Raw genomic sequence first — 14,679 nt, 5'->3', positions numbered from 1 at the left:
AACTTATCCTTGTTGTAAGCGGTACAGTCGCGAGTAATGGCCGGCCTGGTGGGCCAGCAGTTCGGCATGGGTACCCTGTTCGACGATCTGTCCGCGGTCCATCACGATGATCCGGTTGGCATCGCGCACGGCGGACAACCGGTGAGCAATGATGATCACTGTCCGGCCCTTGCAGATCGCCTGCATGTTTTGCTGAATGATCCGTTCCGACTCATAGTCCAGCGCACTGGTCGCCTCGTCGAAAATCAGAATTCGAGGATTGCCGATCAGGGCCCGCGCGATAGCGACACGCTGGCGCTGACCGCCGGACAACGAGGCGCCATGCTCCCCAACCACCGTGTCGTAGCCTTCGGGCAGTTCAAGGATGAACTCGTGGGCACCGGCCATCTTCGCCGCCTGCATGACCGCTTCCAGCGGAGCACCTGGATCGGTCAGCGCAATGTTTTCGCGGATGCTGCGATTGAACAGCATGTTGTCTTGCAGCACGACACCGATCTGGCGACGTAACGAGGAAACATCGGCCAGCGCCAGGTCCATACCATCGACCAGCACCCGCCCGCGCTCAGGAACATATAGACGCTGGAGCAAACGGGTCAAGGTGCTCTTCCCGGACCCTGAACGACCGACGACACCAATCACCTCGCCCGCCTCGATCACCAGGCTGACGCCTCGCAGCACCTCAGAACCATCAGGACGATAACGGAACTGAACCTGATCGAACTCCACGCGGCCCTTGAGCGTTGGCAATGCACTGCGTGTCGCCTGGGACAGTTCGGTTCGGCTATTGAGGATGTCGCCCAGGCGTTGCACCGAAACACCGGTTTGCTGGAAGTTGGTCCACAGCTGGGCCAACCGCATGATCGGTTGTGCGACACGCCCGGCAAGCATGTTGAAGGCGACGAGTTGGCCTACGGACAGTTGCCCATCGATCACCAGCCGCGCACCCAGCCAGAGGGTGGCCACCGTAACCAGTTTGCCAATCAGCGAAACGCTTTCATTGGCGATGGTCGACAGGGTCTGGGTCTTGAACCCAGCGGCCACATAGGCGGCCAACTGGTTGTCCCACTTGCGGGTGATCTGCGGCTCAACGGCCATCGATTTCAGGGTGTCGATGCCATTGATTGTCTCGACCAGAAACGCCTGGTTCTCGGCACCGCGCGCGAAACTCTCATTCAACCGAGCTCTGAGCAGCGGCGTGATAAACACCGATACAATCACGTAAAGCGGCAGCGAGACCAACACGATCAAGGTCAACCAGCCGCTGTAAAAGAACATCACCGCGATAAAGACCACGGAGAACAACACGTCGAGCAACAGGGTGATCGCATTGCCGGTCAGAAAGCTGCGAATGTTTTCCAGCTCACGAACCCGTGCTACCGAGTCTCCCACCCGGCGCGCCTGAAAATAGGCCAAAGGCAAGGTAACCAAATGACGGAACAGCCGTGAGCCTAACTCAACATCGATCCGGCTCGCGGTGTGGGCAAAAACGTAGCTGCGCAATCCACTCAACGTCGATTCAAACAGCATGATCCCCAAGAGACCGACAGCAACCACATCGAGTGTCGTGAGTCCGTGGTGAACCAGCACCTTGTCCATCACCACCTGGAAAAAAAGAGGGGTAAGCAAGGAGAAAATCTGCAAGATAAACGAAACGAGCATCACCTCGCCCAGCAGCTTTCGGTATTTCACAATGGCCGGGATAAACCAGGTGAAATCGAATCGAGAGACTTCTCCAGCCTGGGAGGTTTGCGAGCGAATGAGGATCAACTCACCACTCCAACGGGCCTTCAACTCGTCAGCGGTAAGAACCTGAGGGCGTTGCGCCCGCGGATCGTGAATCAGGATCTTGTCCTGATCGACCCGGGCAATGATGAAGTAGCTGCCATCGTCTGCACAGGCAATCGCCGGCAACGGCGTTTGCGGGAGACGATCAAATTTGCTGCGAACTGACTTGGACTTCAGTTGAAGCTGACGGGAGGCCAGCAGTATCTCTGCCTTACCGAACTGCTGCCCTTGGGCAACATACTCGTGGGCCAATTGCTCTGCCGATGCGGCAACGCTGTGAAAGCGTGCCAGCATCACCAGACAGGCCAACCCCGTATCAAGCGTATCCGAAGGCTGAGCTGCCCCCTCGCCCTTTCCTTGCATACAACCGCATCCTTGCTGATTAGCCTTGAAACTTGGCTCTTTTGCCCTGAACCCCAGGGGTGCGGATCATAGGCGGATTGGGCTAAACAGAAAATGGCAAAATGCCCTTATTTGTAACAAGTTTATACAAACTGATACAAATACAAAAAACGGGGGATAGCTTTTGTCTCAAAGGCCTTTGACACCGCGATCAGCCGGCACGGGACGCTGCTGGTCAACGCCCATGCTGGTCAGTTCTGGAGGCAGAAAATCGCGACGTGGGTCGTAATCCGGTTTTAGGAACTGGGCAAGACTTTGCAGATCCGACGGGCTGAGGGTGCCCGCCGACTGCTTCAACCGCAGGTTATTGAGGATGTAATCGTAACGAGCGTTGTTGTAGTCCCGCACCGAGGTGAAGAGCTGTCGTTGAGCGTTGAGCACATCCACGGTGTTACGGATCCCGATATCCGCCCCCACCTTGGTCGCCTTCAATGAGCCCTGGGCGGAAAGAATGGTCTTTTTACGGGCCCGGATCTGCTCAATGTCCGAGTTCACCGCACGGTAAAAGTTACGGGTATTGAGCACCACCTCCCGGCGTTGGCCTTCCCTCTGCTCCTCGCTCTGGCTCAGTCTCTTGTAAGCCTCCCGTGCCTGGGAGCTGACCCGGCCACCGCTGTATAGCGGAATGCTCACCTCAACCGCGATAGAACTCTGGGCGACATTACCCCCGTAATCGTTTCGACCAATATCGCTGGGATTGCTGTAGCCAAAACTATCGTTGTCACCTTTGCGGTACGACGCCACGGCATCCACGGTCGGTGCATGCCCGGCCTGTCTCTGGTGGAGCGTTTCTTCCGCAGCTTGAACCGCCAGGTTGCTTGCTTGAAGCTTGAGGTTTTGCTTCACCGCGGTGTCGACCCAAAGCTTGGCGTCCTCGGGAATAGGCGATAGCACCGGCAGTTGGTGCCGTACACCCTCAATGCTCACATATTCGTGGTTGGTCAGGCGCACCAGTTGCTCAAACGCATCATCGACCTTGCGTGCGGCGAGTTCGCGGTTGGCTTGAGCATTGTCGTAAGCGGCCTCGGCATCAAGGACATCGGTAATGCTCGACATCCCCCCTTTCAGGCGCCCACGTGCTTGGTCCATCTGCTGCTTGAGTGCAACCTCCTCCGCTTCAGAGGCGGCATGGGTGTCGGTCGCCCGCAGCGTTTCGAAATAGGTTTCCGCTGTTTTCAGGATCAGTTCCTGCTCCGTCGCCGAGAGTTCGGCAGCAGCCTGGGAGGTACTCGCCTGCGCGGCTTTCAAGCCGAACCAGGACTCCACATGAAACAGCGGCTGTTTCAGGTTGGCTTGGTAGGTGGTGCCGCTGCGCTCACGTGTCAGCTGTGGCGAATCACGATCCAGACGAGTCGACTCGATATTCGCGCTGGTGCTGATCGCCGGCAGCAGGTTGGCCCATGCCTGAGGAACCGCTTCCGATTGTGCTTCAAATCCAGCGCGTGCCGCTGCCAGTTCGCTGTTGTGCGTCACGGCCTCTCGATAAACCGACAGCAGGTCAGCTCGATTCGAAGTGGATGAGGGGGTTTCCGACGCCAGCAAGCTGGCAGGCAGCAACCACGCCAGCAACGCGACACAATACGTGCGGCTCATAAACAAGTCCTTTTGCGAAGCCCAGATGAGAATGGTAGGAAGGGGCAGATCCAGCGGGCGGGGAAGCTATGCCAGAGTCAGTCGCAGGTCAAGAATCATCGGATCAACCCACTAGCGGTGAAGCATCATTTCCGATACGGGCTGGCGGCGGTTTATGCAGCGCTGACCTTTCTGGCGCGAATCCTGATTTTGATACTGACGCTGCCTCTGTTCTTGATGGCAGTCTTTACGGGGCTGATCGATGGCCTGGTTCGTCGGAATTTACGCCGGTTTGGCGCGGGGAGAGAGTCCGGGTTCATCTACCATCGGGCGAAACGGATGATCGTGCCGTTGTGGATCGCGCCCTGGATCATTTATCCCGCGCTGCCGATGACCGTGAGCCCTCTGCTGGTGTTGCTGCCCAGTGCGGCGGCACTGGGTGTGGTGGTGAGCATTTCGGCTGGGAGCTTCAAGAAATATCTGTAAAAACCATCAGCACATCGTGACCCGAGCCGCTCAGGACGTGGAAAACATCAAGACTCATCAGCATTTCGCGAATGCGCTTTGACGGACTCTGCGAAGGAATAGGTATGAACGCGAGACGCAACGATATCAACCTCTTCACCATGCAGGACTTTCCTGGACAGTTCTGACATCTTGTGACTTAACGCCTCAACCCCCTCAAACGAAGTATCTTCATCCGCTTCAGAAAGGCCTTCCATAGAGTAGACAAACACTTCACTGATATTCATACCAAACCTCGCTTCTTATCTTCGGAAGCCTTCGATCTTGACGCCAAGAGTAACATTTTTGCTAATTGATAGCAAACAGGCTCAAGCAGCGTGACAAACTGCTCACTTCTACTTTCATTCAGCAGAATCTCAGTGTTATTTCTATAGATGTTCAAGATGGCGAATATCTTACCATTCAACTTGATCGGTATTGCAAGAATGGATTGCGCCTCATACCGCTCGCGATAATAGTCATATATTTTCTCCCGATACTGCCTATTGATTAAGCCATTAGAATCGCCAATGGAATCGAGCCAAGCCTTCATCGTTCGACTGGTGTCCCCCATGTACTGAGCCTCGCCCGTGGCCATCGCCTCGGGTGCGCCCGGCAAATTCGGATGATTATCAGGATTTACAGCTTCACCTGGGGCGCAAAACGAATAAGGAAAACAGATAGGTTTTATGTCTAAATCAGGTTCGTCATCTTCATTAACGGAGGATGTTGAATATTGATTATCTGCCAAAATCAACACCCCATCACAGCGATCGATAATGGAGTCTGAATTTTGATTATGCAGGAAGAAATTGGATTTCATCACAACGTCCATGCTCATATCTGTCTTTCCAAGCGCATGTTTACGAAGCGACGAGGCCGGGATAGACATCATGATGTTTGATTTATACACCATTGACTTATTTTCCTTAGACACCCCATCCCAAGACCTCGCCAGGCTCAACACCGTGTTCATCAGAATGCGAACGCGCTTGCTGACCTCCACAAAGGACACACTTTGAGCGGTCAACTGAGCCTTGGTCATATTTCTCAACTGCCCCGCATCTTTGATAGAGTTTGCATACAGTGCCAAAAATGACTTGGGCGGCAGATTGGTTAATCGCCGCTCCATTTCCAAACTTTGCTTTTCCAGCTGCCGTTCTTTGGCCCTCGCGTATTGAGCGAGTCCCAACTCTCTGAACATGACGAAGAAAACCGCTACCACCGACACGCCTAAAGACAACGTCAATTCGTGGAGTGTTGTCTCTTCACCGGAAAACAAAAGATAATCTATTTGCGCCACAATTTTTGAGCTATAAATAGAAATCAAGGCTGCCCCCATCACACTTAATAGTGCAATGATGAGCGCACCAGCACCGCCCCCTAGAAAGCGGCAAAACCGCTCAAAAAATGAGTGCGCAAGCCCCTTAAACTTCAGAAAGTACTTCACCCCACGCTCCCCACACACCGATTTTTTGTCATTTTTTTTCGGCCCACCGCCACCGAGAGCAAGTATCACCACCCCTCTTGTGATCGCCAAGCCCATGGAACAAATTGATACACATACTCCATCTATTCGACACGCTAAGTACCTGTCGAAGTTCAAGCACATGCACTATCCGATGGATCTGCGCGTTTCTATCTGACCGTAGCGCAGAGCTGTTTTCAGGCCTCGAAAAACCAATTCAGACCAAATCCTGTTTTCCGGCTGTCATGTGCCTCATTTTTTGGCAGGCTCGTTGAACCTTCTTCGAGCGGATCGAGCCCATGCCCTACCCCCAACCTCTTCGATGTATCGCGTTAGTGGCGAGCCTTGCCGTGCCCGTGGCGATGGCCGAACCAACGGCCCATGAACGCGCTCAACTGAGTCTGGTGCTGCGCCAACTGGAGGCCGTCACACGACAGGTAAACGCCCATGCGGCCGTGCCCGCCGATGAGCACGCGCGCTTCACCTTCGACTACGCCCGCCTCTCTGCCGACCTGGAGCAGGTTCGTGGCGGCATTGAGGGCTACCTCACACCGTCGCGCGCTCAACCCCGCACGCCGCCGGAACTGACCGGCCACTACACCCGGTCCGTCGGGAGATCCCCATGAGCATGAGTGCATCACAGCTCAACGCCTTTCAGGCCATGGGCGGTTTTACCCCGCAACAAAGCACCACCTTACTGATCGGCCTGGCTCTGGCCGGCGCCCTGATCTTCTCCGCCTGGGCCCTCGTCACCGGCTACCGGGGTTGGGCCACCGGCCAACTCTCCCAAGGAAAGTTCGTCGGACTGACCGTGAAGGTGATGTTGATTTACCTGCTGCTCACTTTTCTGTTGCTGCACTGACCTGTTTTCTCGCTTTTACCCCTGCCATGGAGGCACCTCATGAAAAACCGTATGGGTTTAAACCGCGTCACTCACCTCTTCTCGCGCTGCGGCGTGGCTTGTTTGGCCGCCTGGTCCTACTGGGCGCTCGCGGCACTCCCGGAAATGGAAGCCCCGAGCCGTGGCGATTCGGACAACACGATCCAGACGCTGCAGAACCATGCCTTCGACATCGTCACCCTGATCGCCTTGCTCATCTCTGCCGCCTCGTTCTGTGGGGTGGCCTATCACACCTACACCACCTACTCCGAGGTACAAAACGGCAAGAAAACCTGGGGCCAGTTCGGGCTCACCTGCGGTGTGGGCGCCATTTTGCTGGTGATCAGCATCTGGCTGCTGACCAAGGGCACGGGCATCTTGTGAGGAGATCTGGCGATGACACACGACACGGATCACCTACTGCCCGACGGCACCCTTCGGTTTCTGCCGTCACGCCTTAATCGCCAACCGGTCATTGTGCTGGGGCTCACGGCCGATGAGATGTGGATCTCCGTCGCCGTTAGCGCGGTAATCGGCGCTGGCCTGGGGGTTGGCATTGCAGTGTTGTTTCAAAACGTCGCGCTGGCGCCCACCACACTGATGCTGTGCACCGCCCTGGGCCTGCTGGTGGGCGGCAAGCTGTTGCGCCGTCACAAACGTGGCAAGCCGGAGACATGGCTGTACCGCTACCTGCAATACGCCCTCGCGATGCAATGGCCGGTGCTTACCGCCTGGGTCGGCGGCGCTGACCTGGTAAGGCGCTCGGGGCGCTGGAGCACCCGCCGGAGTCGACGCCCATGAGCCGCTTCAAGAACGAGGTGGCCCGGCTGGAGTCCCACCTCACCTCGCTGCGCATCGGCTGTGGGTTGCTCTTCGGATTGGCCCTGGTCATGGGATTGGGGTGGTGGGACGCACCCCGAAATATGACCATACACCTTCCACCGGACCTGCGCTCCGGCAGCACCCGCAAGTGGTGGGAGGTGGGACCAGAGTCGGTGTACACCTTTGGCTTCTACATCTTCCAGCAGCTCAACCGCTGGCCGGTCGACGGTGAGAAGAACTATCCGCGGGCCATTCAGAGGCTCTCGGCCTACCTGACCCCGCAGTGCAGATCCCAGCTCGAAAGCGACGCCCAGAAACGCCAGACCGCCGGTGAACTGCGTGGCCGGACCCGAGGCGTGTTCGAGATGCCCGACCGGGGCTACAGCGATGATCCAGAACAGCGAGTCAAGGTCCTGGGGCGGGACAACTGGGTGGTGAACCTGGACTTGGTGACCGAGGAGTTTTACGGCTCAGAACGGGTCAAGCAGGCCTTCGTGCGCTACCCGCTCCAGGTGGTGCGCTGGGACGTCGACCCGGAGAAAAACCCCTTCGGCCTGGCCCTGGACTGCTACGACGGCACACCGCAACGCATCCCACCACCACCCGCCTCCACAAACAATCCTGCCACTGCTATGCAAGGAAGCTAGCCATGCGTCGATTGAACCTCTTTCTCCCTCTCTGGCTGGGCTGCGTCACAGCCCAAGCCATCGAACTCATGCCGTGGGAGCGATTACCCCTCGAGGTGCCGCTGCACGTCGACCAGGAGCGCATCGTCTTCATCGACCAGAACGTCAGGGTCGGTGCTCCTCGCGCTCTGGGTGACACGTTGCGTATCCAGAGCACCGGCGGTGCGCTGTACCTGCGGGCCAGCGCGCCGATCGAGCCCACCCGTCTGCACCTGCAAGACGTGCGCACCGGTGAAATCATTCTGATCGACATCACTGCAACGGATGGCCAAGGACAGCCTGCGCTCGAACCCGTCAAAATCGTGAAAGGCCCGGGCACGTCCATGGGCTACGGCGATACGCCCGAGACCGACACATCAGACAGCGACGCTGACCCGTCCCTCACCACCTCGGAGAGCCCTCCTGTTTCACGGCAAACGCCAATCCCGGTGGTCCTGATCCGCTACGCAGCGCAAAACCTCTATGCCCCTCTGCGTACGGTCGAACTCCTGCCCGGCGTATTGCAGGTCAAATCGCAGCGTGACCTGGACCTGACGGGCCTGATGCCCACGCAACCGGTCACCGGCCAATGGCTGAGCGCCTGGCAGTTGGAGGACCACACCGTCAGCGCCATCAAACTGCAGAACAGAGCTGCCATGCCCATCGCCCTGGACCCACGTGAACTGCGGGGCGACTTTATCAGCGCGGCCTTTCAACACCCGCACCTGGGGCCGACCGGATTCGCGAGTGACACCACAGTGGTCTATCTCGTCACCCGGGGCCGAAGCTTGGCGCAGGCTCTGCCACCGATTCTCAGTCCGGTGGACGCCAGTACGGCCCTCACCGTCTCTACCGTGCCCGGAGGTGACCATGACCAGTAATGGCCTGCTCAAGTGGTTGCTCCTGCCCCTGATCCTGCTGGTGGTGTTCGGGGTGATCAAAGCCTGCTCCCCCAAGGATGTTCCCGCAGCCAAACAGGTCAGTACCGGGCAGCCTCTGACCCCGGAGGACATGAAACAGCTCGGCATTGACGGCGACACGCCCCATGACACCGTGGCCACCCTGGTGGCCCAGACCAAGGCCATGCGCGCGGAGCTCAAGGCCTTGCTCACGGAAAACAAAGACCAGCAGAAAGAGAACGCCCGCCTGCGTCAGCGCGATAGCGACATCGATCAGCGCATCCAGAAAGCCCTGAGCACTGAGCTTGAGAAAGCGCCCCCAGCAGGCTCGCAACGTCTGAGTCCGCAGGACACCCAGGACCTGCTGGAAGACCTCAAGCAACAGCTCTCAACCTCGTTTTTGAGCAAGGGCAGTGCCGATCTACCCATCGGCCTGGGTCTGGAGCCCGGTGACGAGGCGTCCTTCCCCGGAGCCCACACTGACCTCGTCTGGACCGAGCCTCAAGACGCTACCGCTGTCGATGCCAAGGGCCAGCCGCTGCCGGCCGGCTCTGGCAAACCAGCGAAGGGCTTCAGTTTCCCGACGGCCTTCAGTGATGAGATCAACAGGGGCCAGCGGGCCCTGAAAGCCAATACCGGTGCCGTCGGCCGCAACATCAAAACCACCGACGACAAAACCCCGGCCAAGCCCGTCTACACCCTGCCGGAAAACAGCACCCTCACCGGCTCCATTGCCATGACTGCGCTGATTGGTCGGGTGCCGGTGGACGGGGTGGTGAACGATCCCTACCCCTTCAAGGTGCTGATCGGCCCGGACAACCTCACGGCCAATGGCATTGATCTACCGGATGTGGCGGGCGCGGTGATCAGTGGCACCGCCGCCGGGGACTGGACGCTCTCCTGCGTGCGCGGGCAGATCGTCAGCCTGACCTTCGTGTTCAACGACGGGCGCATCCGCACGCTCCCCGCACCGCAAAAACTGACCAGCCGCCAAAGCAGCGGCCAGACCGGCCAGTCGCAACTGAACAAGATCCAGGGCGGCATCGGCTGGCTCAGCGATCCCTATGGCGTGCCGTGCATTGCCGGTGAGCGACGCTCCAACGCCCAGCAGTACCTGGGCACCAAAAGCCTGCTCACCGCGGCCGGCGCCGGGATGGCCAAGCTGCTTGAAGCCGACAAGGCCGACGCCAGCACCGTGCTTACGCCAGGCGGAGCCGCCGTCGGGGCCGGACCATCGGCACTGAACAGCATTCTGTCCGGTGGTGTGAAAGACATCGGCGACTGGGTGAATAAGCTCTACGGCCAGGCCTTCGCCGCCGTCTATGTGCAGCCCGGCGCATCCGTGGCCGTGCACCTGGACCGGCAACTGGAGATTGACTACGAAACCCTTGGCCGTCAGGTGCGGCATGTGACAGGAGGTCACCATGCATCAACCCTCGATTAATCCCCTGGCCTGCCTGTGGCTGGTCATGTTCCTGGTCGGTGGCTGCACCACTGACAAGGACGACCTGCTCCCCCACGGCTCGCAGACCATGACCGATATCTGGGATCGCCATGCGGGGCCTGCCCCTCAAGGCGCCCTGAGCCAGCCGCTTCAAGAGGCCCGCCTGGCTTTGCGCCGTCCCCTCGAAGATACCGGCTCCGATCAGCCCGCCTATACCCGCACAGCCCGCAACGAGATCCACAGTCAGTTCAAGCGCCTGCCCAATCCGGACATCGTGATGTACGTCTTCCCGCATCTGGCGGGGTCTGACCCGGTGCCAGTGCCGGGCTACAGCACGGTCTTCCCCCTCTACCAGCGGGTGCAGTACGCCCTGCCCGGCGAACGCACGGAGGCCTACTGATGGAAACGGACCCGACTGATCCCTGGGAATTGCACGTTGAACAGCTGAAGGCCCACGGCATTCCGGAACCCGGTACCTGGCGCAGAACACGAAAGCGCCCCGCAACAAAGGCTGATGAACAGGCTCTCTACGACGTAACGCCCAGTTTTGTCGACCTGTTGCCCTGGGTGGAATATTTACCCGACACCCAGTGCCTGCTGCTGGAGGACGGCGAATCGGTGGCGGCGTTTTTTGAGCTGACGCCGATCGGCACCGAAGGTCGGGAAGCGAGTTGGCTGTGCACCGTGCGCGACGCCCTGGAAAACGCCCTGCAAGACAGCTTCGACGAGCGAGAGGAACAGCCCTGGGTGGTGCAGCTCTACGCCCAGGATGAGACCGACTGGGACAGCTACCTGCAAACCCTCAGGAACTACGTGCAGCCACGTGCCCAGGGAACGGCCTTTACCGAGTGCTACCTGACGATGTTTGGCCAGCACCTGAAAGCGCTGTCCAAATCTGGCGGATTGTTTGAAGACACCGTGGTCACCCAGCTGCCCTGGCGCGGCCAGCGTCGCAAAGTGCGGCTGGTGGTTTACCGGCGCAGCAAGGGCGCTGATGGGCGTCGCGGCCAACCCCATGAGCAAGCCCTCAACAGCGTCTGCGACCGCCTACTGGGAGGCCTGGGCAATGCCGGTGTTAAAACCCAGCGCATGACCGGCGCGCAGATCCATGCCTGGCTGCTGCGTTGGTTCAACCCGCACCCGCGTCTGCTGGGTGATACCCTGGCTGACCGGGAGCGGTTCTATCAACTGACGTCCTACCCCGATGGCCCAGCAGGCGATGAGCTGGAACTGGCCAGCGGTACCGACTTCGCCCAGCGCCTGTTCTTCGAACAGCCGCGCTCGGACCTGGACCAGGGGCTTTGGTATTTCGACGAGCAGCCCCACCGCGTCGTGGTGCTTGATCGCCTGCGCACGCCGCCGGTCATCGGCCACCTGACTGGGGAAACGCCCAAAGGCGGCGATGCCATCAACGCCCTCTTCGATCAGATGCCGGAGGACACCGTGCTCTGCATCACCCTGGTGATCTGCCCGCAGGACCAGTTGGAAGCTCACCTCAACCACCTCGCGCAAAAGTCAGTTGGGGACACCCTGGCCTCCGAGCAAACCCGCGCGGACGTGCATCAAGCACGCAAGCACCTGGGCAGCGCCCACAAGCTATACCGGGGCGCGGTGGCGTTTTACCTGCGAGGCCAGGATGTCGAGGAGCTCGACCGCCGTACCTTGCAGCTTCACAACGTGATGCTCAACGCCGGACTGCAGCCCGTGCGCGATGAGCACGAAGTGGCGCCGCTCAACAGCTACCTGCGCTGGTTGCCCGGGGTGCTCGACCCGGGGATGCGTCAGAGTGAGTGGTACACCCAGCTCATGTTCGCGCAGCATGTGGCCAATCTGGCGCCGATCTGGGGTCGCAGTGAAGGTACAGGGCATCCTGGATTCACGTTCTTCAACCGGGGTGGCGGCCCACTCACTTTCGATCCCCTCAACCGCCTAGACCGGCAGATGAATGCGCATCTGTTTCTATTCGGACCGACAGGGGCCGGCAAGTCGGCCACCCTCAACAACCTCCTCAACCAGGTCATGGCCCTGTACCGGCCGCGCTTGTTCATTGCAGAGGCTGGCAACAGCTTCGGGTTGTTTGCGGACTTCGCCAAGCGCCTGGGGTTGACGGTCAATCGGGTCAAGCTGGCGCCGGGCTCCGGGGTAAGCCTGGCGCCCTTCGCCGATGCCTACCGACTGGTGGCGACACCCGACCGTGTCATGACCCTGGATACCGAAGATCTGGATGAAGCTGAATCCACGGAAGACGATGAGCGCGATGTCCTGGGCGAACTGGAGATCACCGCCCGCCTGATGATCACCGGTGGCGAAGACAAGGAAGAGCAGCGCCTGACCCGTGCCGATCGCAGCCAGATTCGTCAGTGCATCATCAATGCCGCTCATACCTGCGTAAGCCAAAAGAGAACGGTACTGACCCAGGACGTGCGCGACGCCCTGCGGGCAATGGGCAATGATCCCCATCTGCCGGAGCCGCGGCGTCTACGCCTACTGGAAATGGCCGATGCCCTGGACATGTTCTGTCAGGGCTCCGAGGGTGAGCTGTTCAACCGTGACGGCACGCCTTGGCCCGAGGCCGATATCACCCTGGTGGATCTGGCCACCTACGCCCGTGAGGGCTACAACGCTCAGCTCTCCATCGCCTACATCTCGCTGATCAACACCGTGAACAACATCGCGGAACGGGACCAGATGCTGGGCAGGCCCATCATCAACGTCACCGACGAAGGCCACATCATCACCAAGAACCCACTGCTGTCGCCCTACGTGGTCAAGATCACCAAGATGTGGCGCAAGCTCGGGGCCTGGTTCTGGCTCGCCACCCAGAACATCGATGACCTGCCCAAGGCTGCCGAGCCGATGCTCAACATGATCGAGTGGTGGATCTGCTTGAATATGCCGCCGGATGAAGTGAACAAGATCGCGCGGTTTCGGGCGCTCACTGAGGCGCAGAAAGCTCTGATGCTATCGGCGAGGAAGGAGTCCGGGAAATTCACCGAAGGGGTGATTTTGTCCAAGTCGATGGAGGTGCTGTTTCGGGCGGTGCCGCCGAGCCTCTATCTGGCCACGGCCATGACAGAGCCGGAGGAAAAAGCTGAGCGGTTCGCACTGATGAAGGCGTGGGGTATCACCGAGCTGGATGCAGCGATGGCAGTAGCGCAGAGGATTGATGAAAAGCGTGGAATTTCAAGCTCAACGGCGGGGAGTGAGCAGGTACTGGGGTAATACAGCCCCGACTGTAAGGCGCCCTTTTCAGCACTCACTATAGGGACCTCACTCTTTTGCCTGGCACAAACCGTGTATTTCATGGCTCTATGCAACCCTCAACACCTCGCACAAGGAGATTCACAAATGGACTTGAGAATGATCACCGTCGCACTGCTGTTGAGCGCATCACCGTACACCGCCCTGGCAGGAGAAGGGCACGATGCCGGATACGCGTGGGCCGAAGAGAACGACATTGACGACGCGGACTATTGCAACACCCCTTCCCCCTCATTCAACGAAGGATGCGAGGAATACGTTGAAGAAATTGCAGCCTCTCAGAACGACACGGGCGACGATGACGAGTAAACAACGACCGCCCGGGACCTGCGTACCTGAAAACTCAACGGGCCACGGTCAGTAGTGGTCAGTTTTTTAGGCAGTCGCGATTTGGAGGCCAACAACCGCTTGTCTCCCTTGACTGACACGCCGAGAAAATCCCAGGGCTTGTTTGTACCCACCTCGCATATGCGAGGCAGACCTCTTACGCGCCCTTACAAACCTCACTTCCTTGGGTCACTAGAATTAGCGTTACAGTCTAAATCTTAATTCGACTACTCCATCATGAGCAATTGCGACCATCCAAGACAATTCCTCATCGAAAATTTCTATGTCATCCGACTCCGGATACCAAATACTTGAAAAATCACTAACCAAGTCTACAGCGAGCAACCGATCCAACTCATCAAAACACCGCCAATTAACATACACCCTTTCTTTTGGACAAACTCCAAAATACCTAAAGCACTCATCGAGCATAAAATCTTTTTCAGCCGCATTTTTTTGGTACTTAGACACCACGACCCGCTGTGTCTTTATCATTTCATCAGGAAGTTTAATATTATAATTCTTAAAAAATAGACTATAAATCCTTTCTCTTAGCACATCTAAGGCATCTCCCTCAACACGATCAAAGTGGGGAAATGCGCGTCCACATTCGTTCTCATGATTGACTATCTTGTGCTCATCCATAACTT

16 protein-coding genes are annotated in these 14,679 nt (G+C 58.3%); 11 read left to right on the top strand and 5 right to left on the bottom strand.

What is annotated here, in order from left to right:
* Positions 1–3 precede the first annotated feature (3 nt).
* On the bottom strand, positions 4–2,148 hold the full coding sequence (locus M5C56_RS30835; protein WP_103499716.1) for a type I secretion system permease/ATPase: 2,145 nt from the start codon (positions 2,146–2,148) through the stop codon (positions 4–6).
* Between the two features lie 168 nt (positions 2,149–2,316).
* Positions 2,317–3,780 (bottom strand): TolC family outer membrane protein, encoded by a 1,464-nt coding sequence (locus tag M5C56_RS30830; RefSeq protein ID WP_103499717.1) that lies wholly within the window; start codon positions 3,778–3,780, stop codon positions 2,317–2,319.
* A 12-nt stretch (positions 3,781–3,792) separates the two neighbouring features.
* Between M5C56_RS30830 and M5C56_RS30825 the strand changes: the two genes are divergently transcribed.
* Complete coding sequence (locus M5C56_RS30825) at positions 3,793–4,245, top strand: TIGR03747 family integrating conjugative element membrane protein (protein WP_348648055.1); 453 nt, start codon at positions 3,793–3,795, stop codon at positions 4,243–4,245.
* A gap of 47 nt (positions 4,246–4,292) precedes the next feature.
* On the opposite strand, the gene M5C56_RS30820 is transcribed toward M5C56_RS30825, so the two are convergent.
* Entirely contained in the window at positions 4,293–4,511 is a 219-nt protein-coding gene (locus M5C56_RS30820; RefSeq protein ID WP_103496010.1) for a hypothetical protein, read from the bottom strand.
* A complete protein-coding gene (locus M5C56_RS30815; protein ID WP_103496009.1) occupies positions 4,508–5,809 on the bottom strand; it encodes a GAF domain-containing protein in 1,302 nt (433 codons plus the stop codon). The genes M5C56_RS30820 and M5C56_RS30815 overlap by 4 nt, the downstream gene beginning before the upstream one ends.
* Before the next feature lie 221 nt (positions 5,810–6,030).
* On the opposite strand from M5C56_RS30815, the gene M5C56_RS30810 reads away from it, so the two are divergent.
* The 10 genes from M5C56_RS30810 to M5C56_RS30765 all read left to right on the top strand — a co-directional run bounded on the left by M5C56_RS30810 (position 6,031) and on the right by M5C56_RS30765 (position 14,011).
* Complete coding sequence (locus tag M5C56_RS30810; protein WP_103496008.1) at positions 6,031–6,357, top strand: RAQPRD family integrative conjugative element protein; 327 nt, start codon at positions 6,031–6,033, stop codon at positions 6,355–6,357.
* On the top strand, positions 6,354–6,593 hold the full coding sequence (locus M5C56_RS30805; RefSeq protein WP_103496007.1) for a TIGR03758 family integrating conjugative element protein: 240 nt from the start codon (positions 6,354–6,356) through the stop codon (positions 6,591–6,593). The genes M5C56_RS30810 and M5C56_RS30805 overlap by 4 nt, the downstream gene beginning before the upstream one ends.
* A gap of 39 nt (positions 6,594–6,632) precedes the next feature.
* On the top strand, positions 6,633–6,995 hold the full coding sequence (locus M5C56_RS30800) for a TIGR03745 family integrating conjugative element membrane protein (RefSeq protein WP_103496006.1): 363 nt from the start codon (positions 6,633–6,635) through the stop codon (positions 6,993–6,995).
* A gap of 12 nt (positions 6,996–7,007) precedes the next feature.
* Entirely contained in the window at positions 7,008–7,412 is a 405-nt protein-coding gene (locus tag M5C56_RS30795; RefSeq protein ID WP_103496005.1) for a TIGR03750 family conjugal transfer protein, read from the top strand.
* Entirely contained in the window at positions 7,409–8,080 is a 672-nt protein-coding gene (locus M5C56_RS30790) for a PFL_4703 family integrating conjugative element protein (RefSeq protein WP_103496004.1), read from the top strand. The genes M5C56_RS30795 and M5C56_RS30790 overlap by 4 nt, the downstream gene beginning before the upstream one ends.
* 2 nt (positions 8,081–8,082) lie before the next feature.
* Entirely contained in the window at positions 8,083–8,979 is an 897-nt protein-coding gene (locus tag M5C56_RS30785) for a TIGR03749 family integrating conjugative element protein (RefSeq protein ID WP_103496003.1), read from the top strand.
* Positions 8,969–10,441 carry a TIGR03752 family integrating conjugative element protein gene (locus M5C56_RS30780; RefSeq protein ID WP_103496002.1) on the top strand — a complete coding sequence of 491 codons (1,473 nt, stop codon included), beginning with the start codon at positions 8,969–8,971 and terminating at the stop codon, positions 10,439–10,441. Before M5C56_RS30785 ends, M5C56_RS30780 begins: the two co-directional genes overlap by 11 nt.
* Complete coding sequence (locus M5C56_RS30775) at positions 10,422–10,841, top strand: TIGR03751 family conjugal transfer lipoprotein (RefSeq protein WP_103496001.1); 420 nt, start codon at positions 10,422–10,424, stop codon at positions 10,839–10,841. Before M5C56_RS30780 ends, M5C56_RS30775 begins: the two co-directional genes overlap by 20 nt.
* Entirely contained in the window at positions 10,841–13,663 is a 2,823-nt protein-coding gene (locus M5C56_RS30770; RefSeq protein ID WP_103496000.1) for a conjugative transfer ATPase, read from the top strand. Before M5C56_RS30775 ends, M5C56_RS30770 begins: the two co-directional genes overlap by 1 nt.
* Before the next feature lie 138 nt (positions 13,664–13,801).
* Positions 13,802–14,011 (top strand): hypothetical protein, encoded by a 210-nt coding sequence (locus tag M5C56_RS30765; protein ID WP_247263465.1) that lies wholly within the window; start codon positions 13,802–13,804, stop codon positions 14,009–14,011.
* 222 nt (positions 14,012–14,233) lie between these two features.
* Here the strand turns inward: M5C56_RS30765 and M5C56_RS30760 are convergent, their stop codons facing one another.
* Positions 14,234–14,674, bottom strand: a complete 441-nt coding sequence (locus M5C56_RS30760) for a hypothetical protein (protein ID WP_103495998.1) — start codon at positions 14,672–14,674, stop codon at positions 14,234–14,236.
* Between the last annotated feature and the right edge of the window lie 5 nt (positions 14,675–14,679).

The sequence above is a fragment of the Pseudomonas sp. MWU13-2862 genome, assembly GCF_023242495.1.
GTDB classification, from domain to species: domain Bacteria; phylum Pseudomonadota; class Gammaproteobacteria; order Pseudomonadales; family Pseudomonadaceae; genus Aquipseudomonas; species Aquipseudomonas gingeri_D.
The sequence above is the reverse complement of the archived record's forward strand: the minus strand, read 5'-3'. Positions and strand labels throughout refer to the sequence as shown.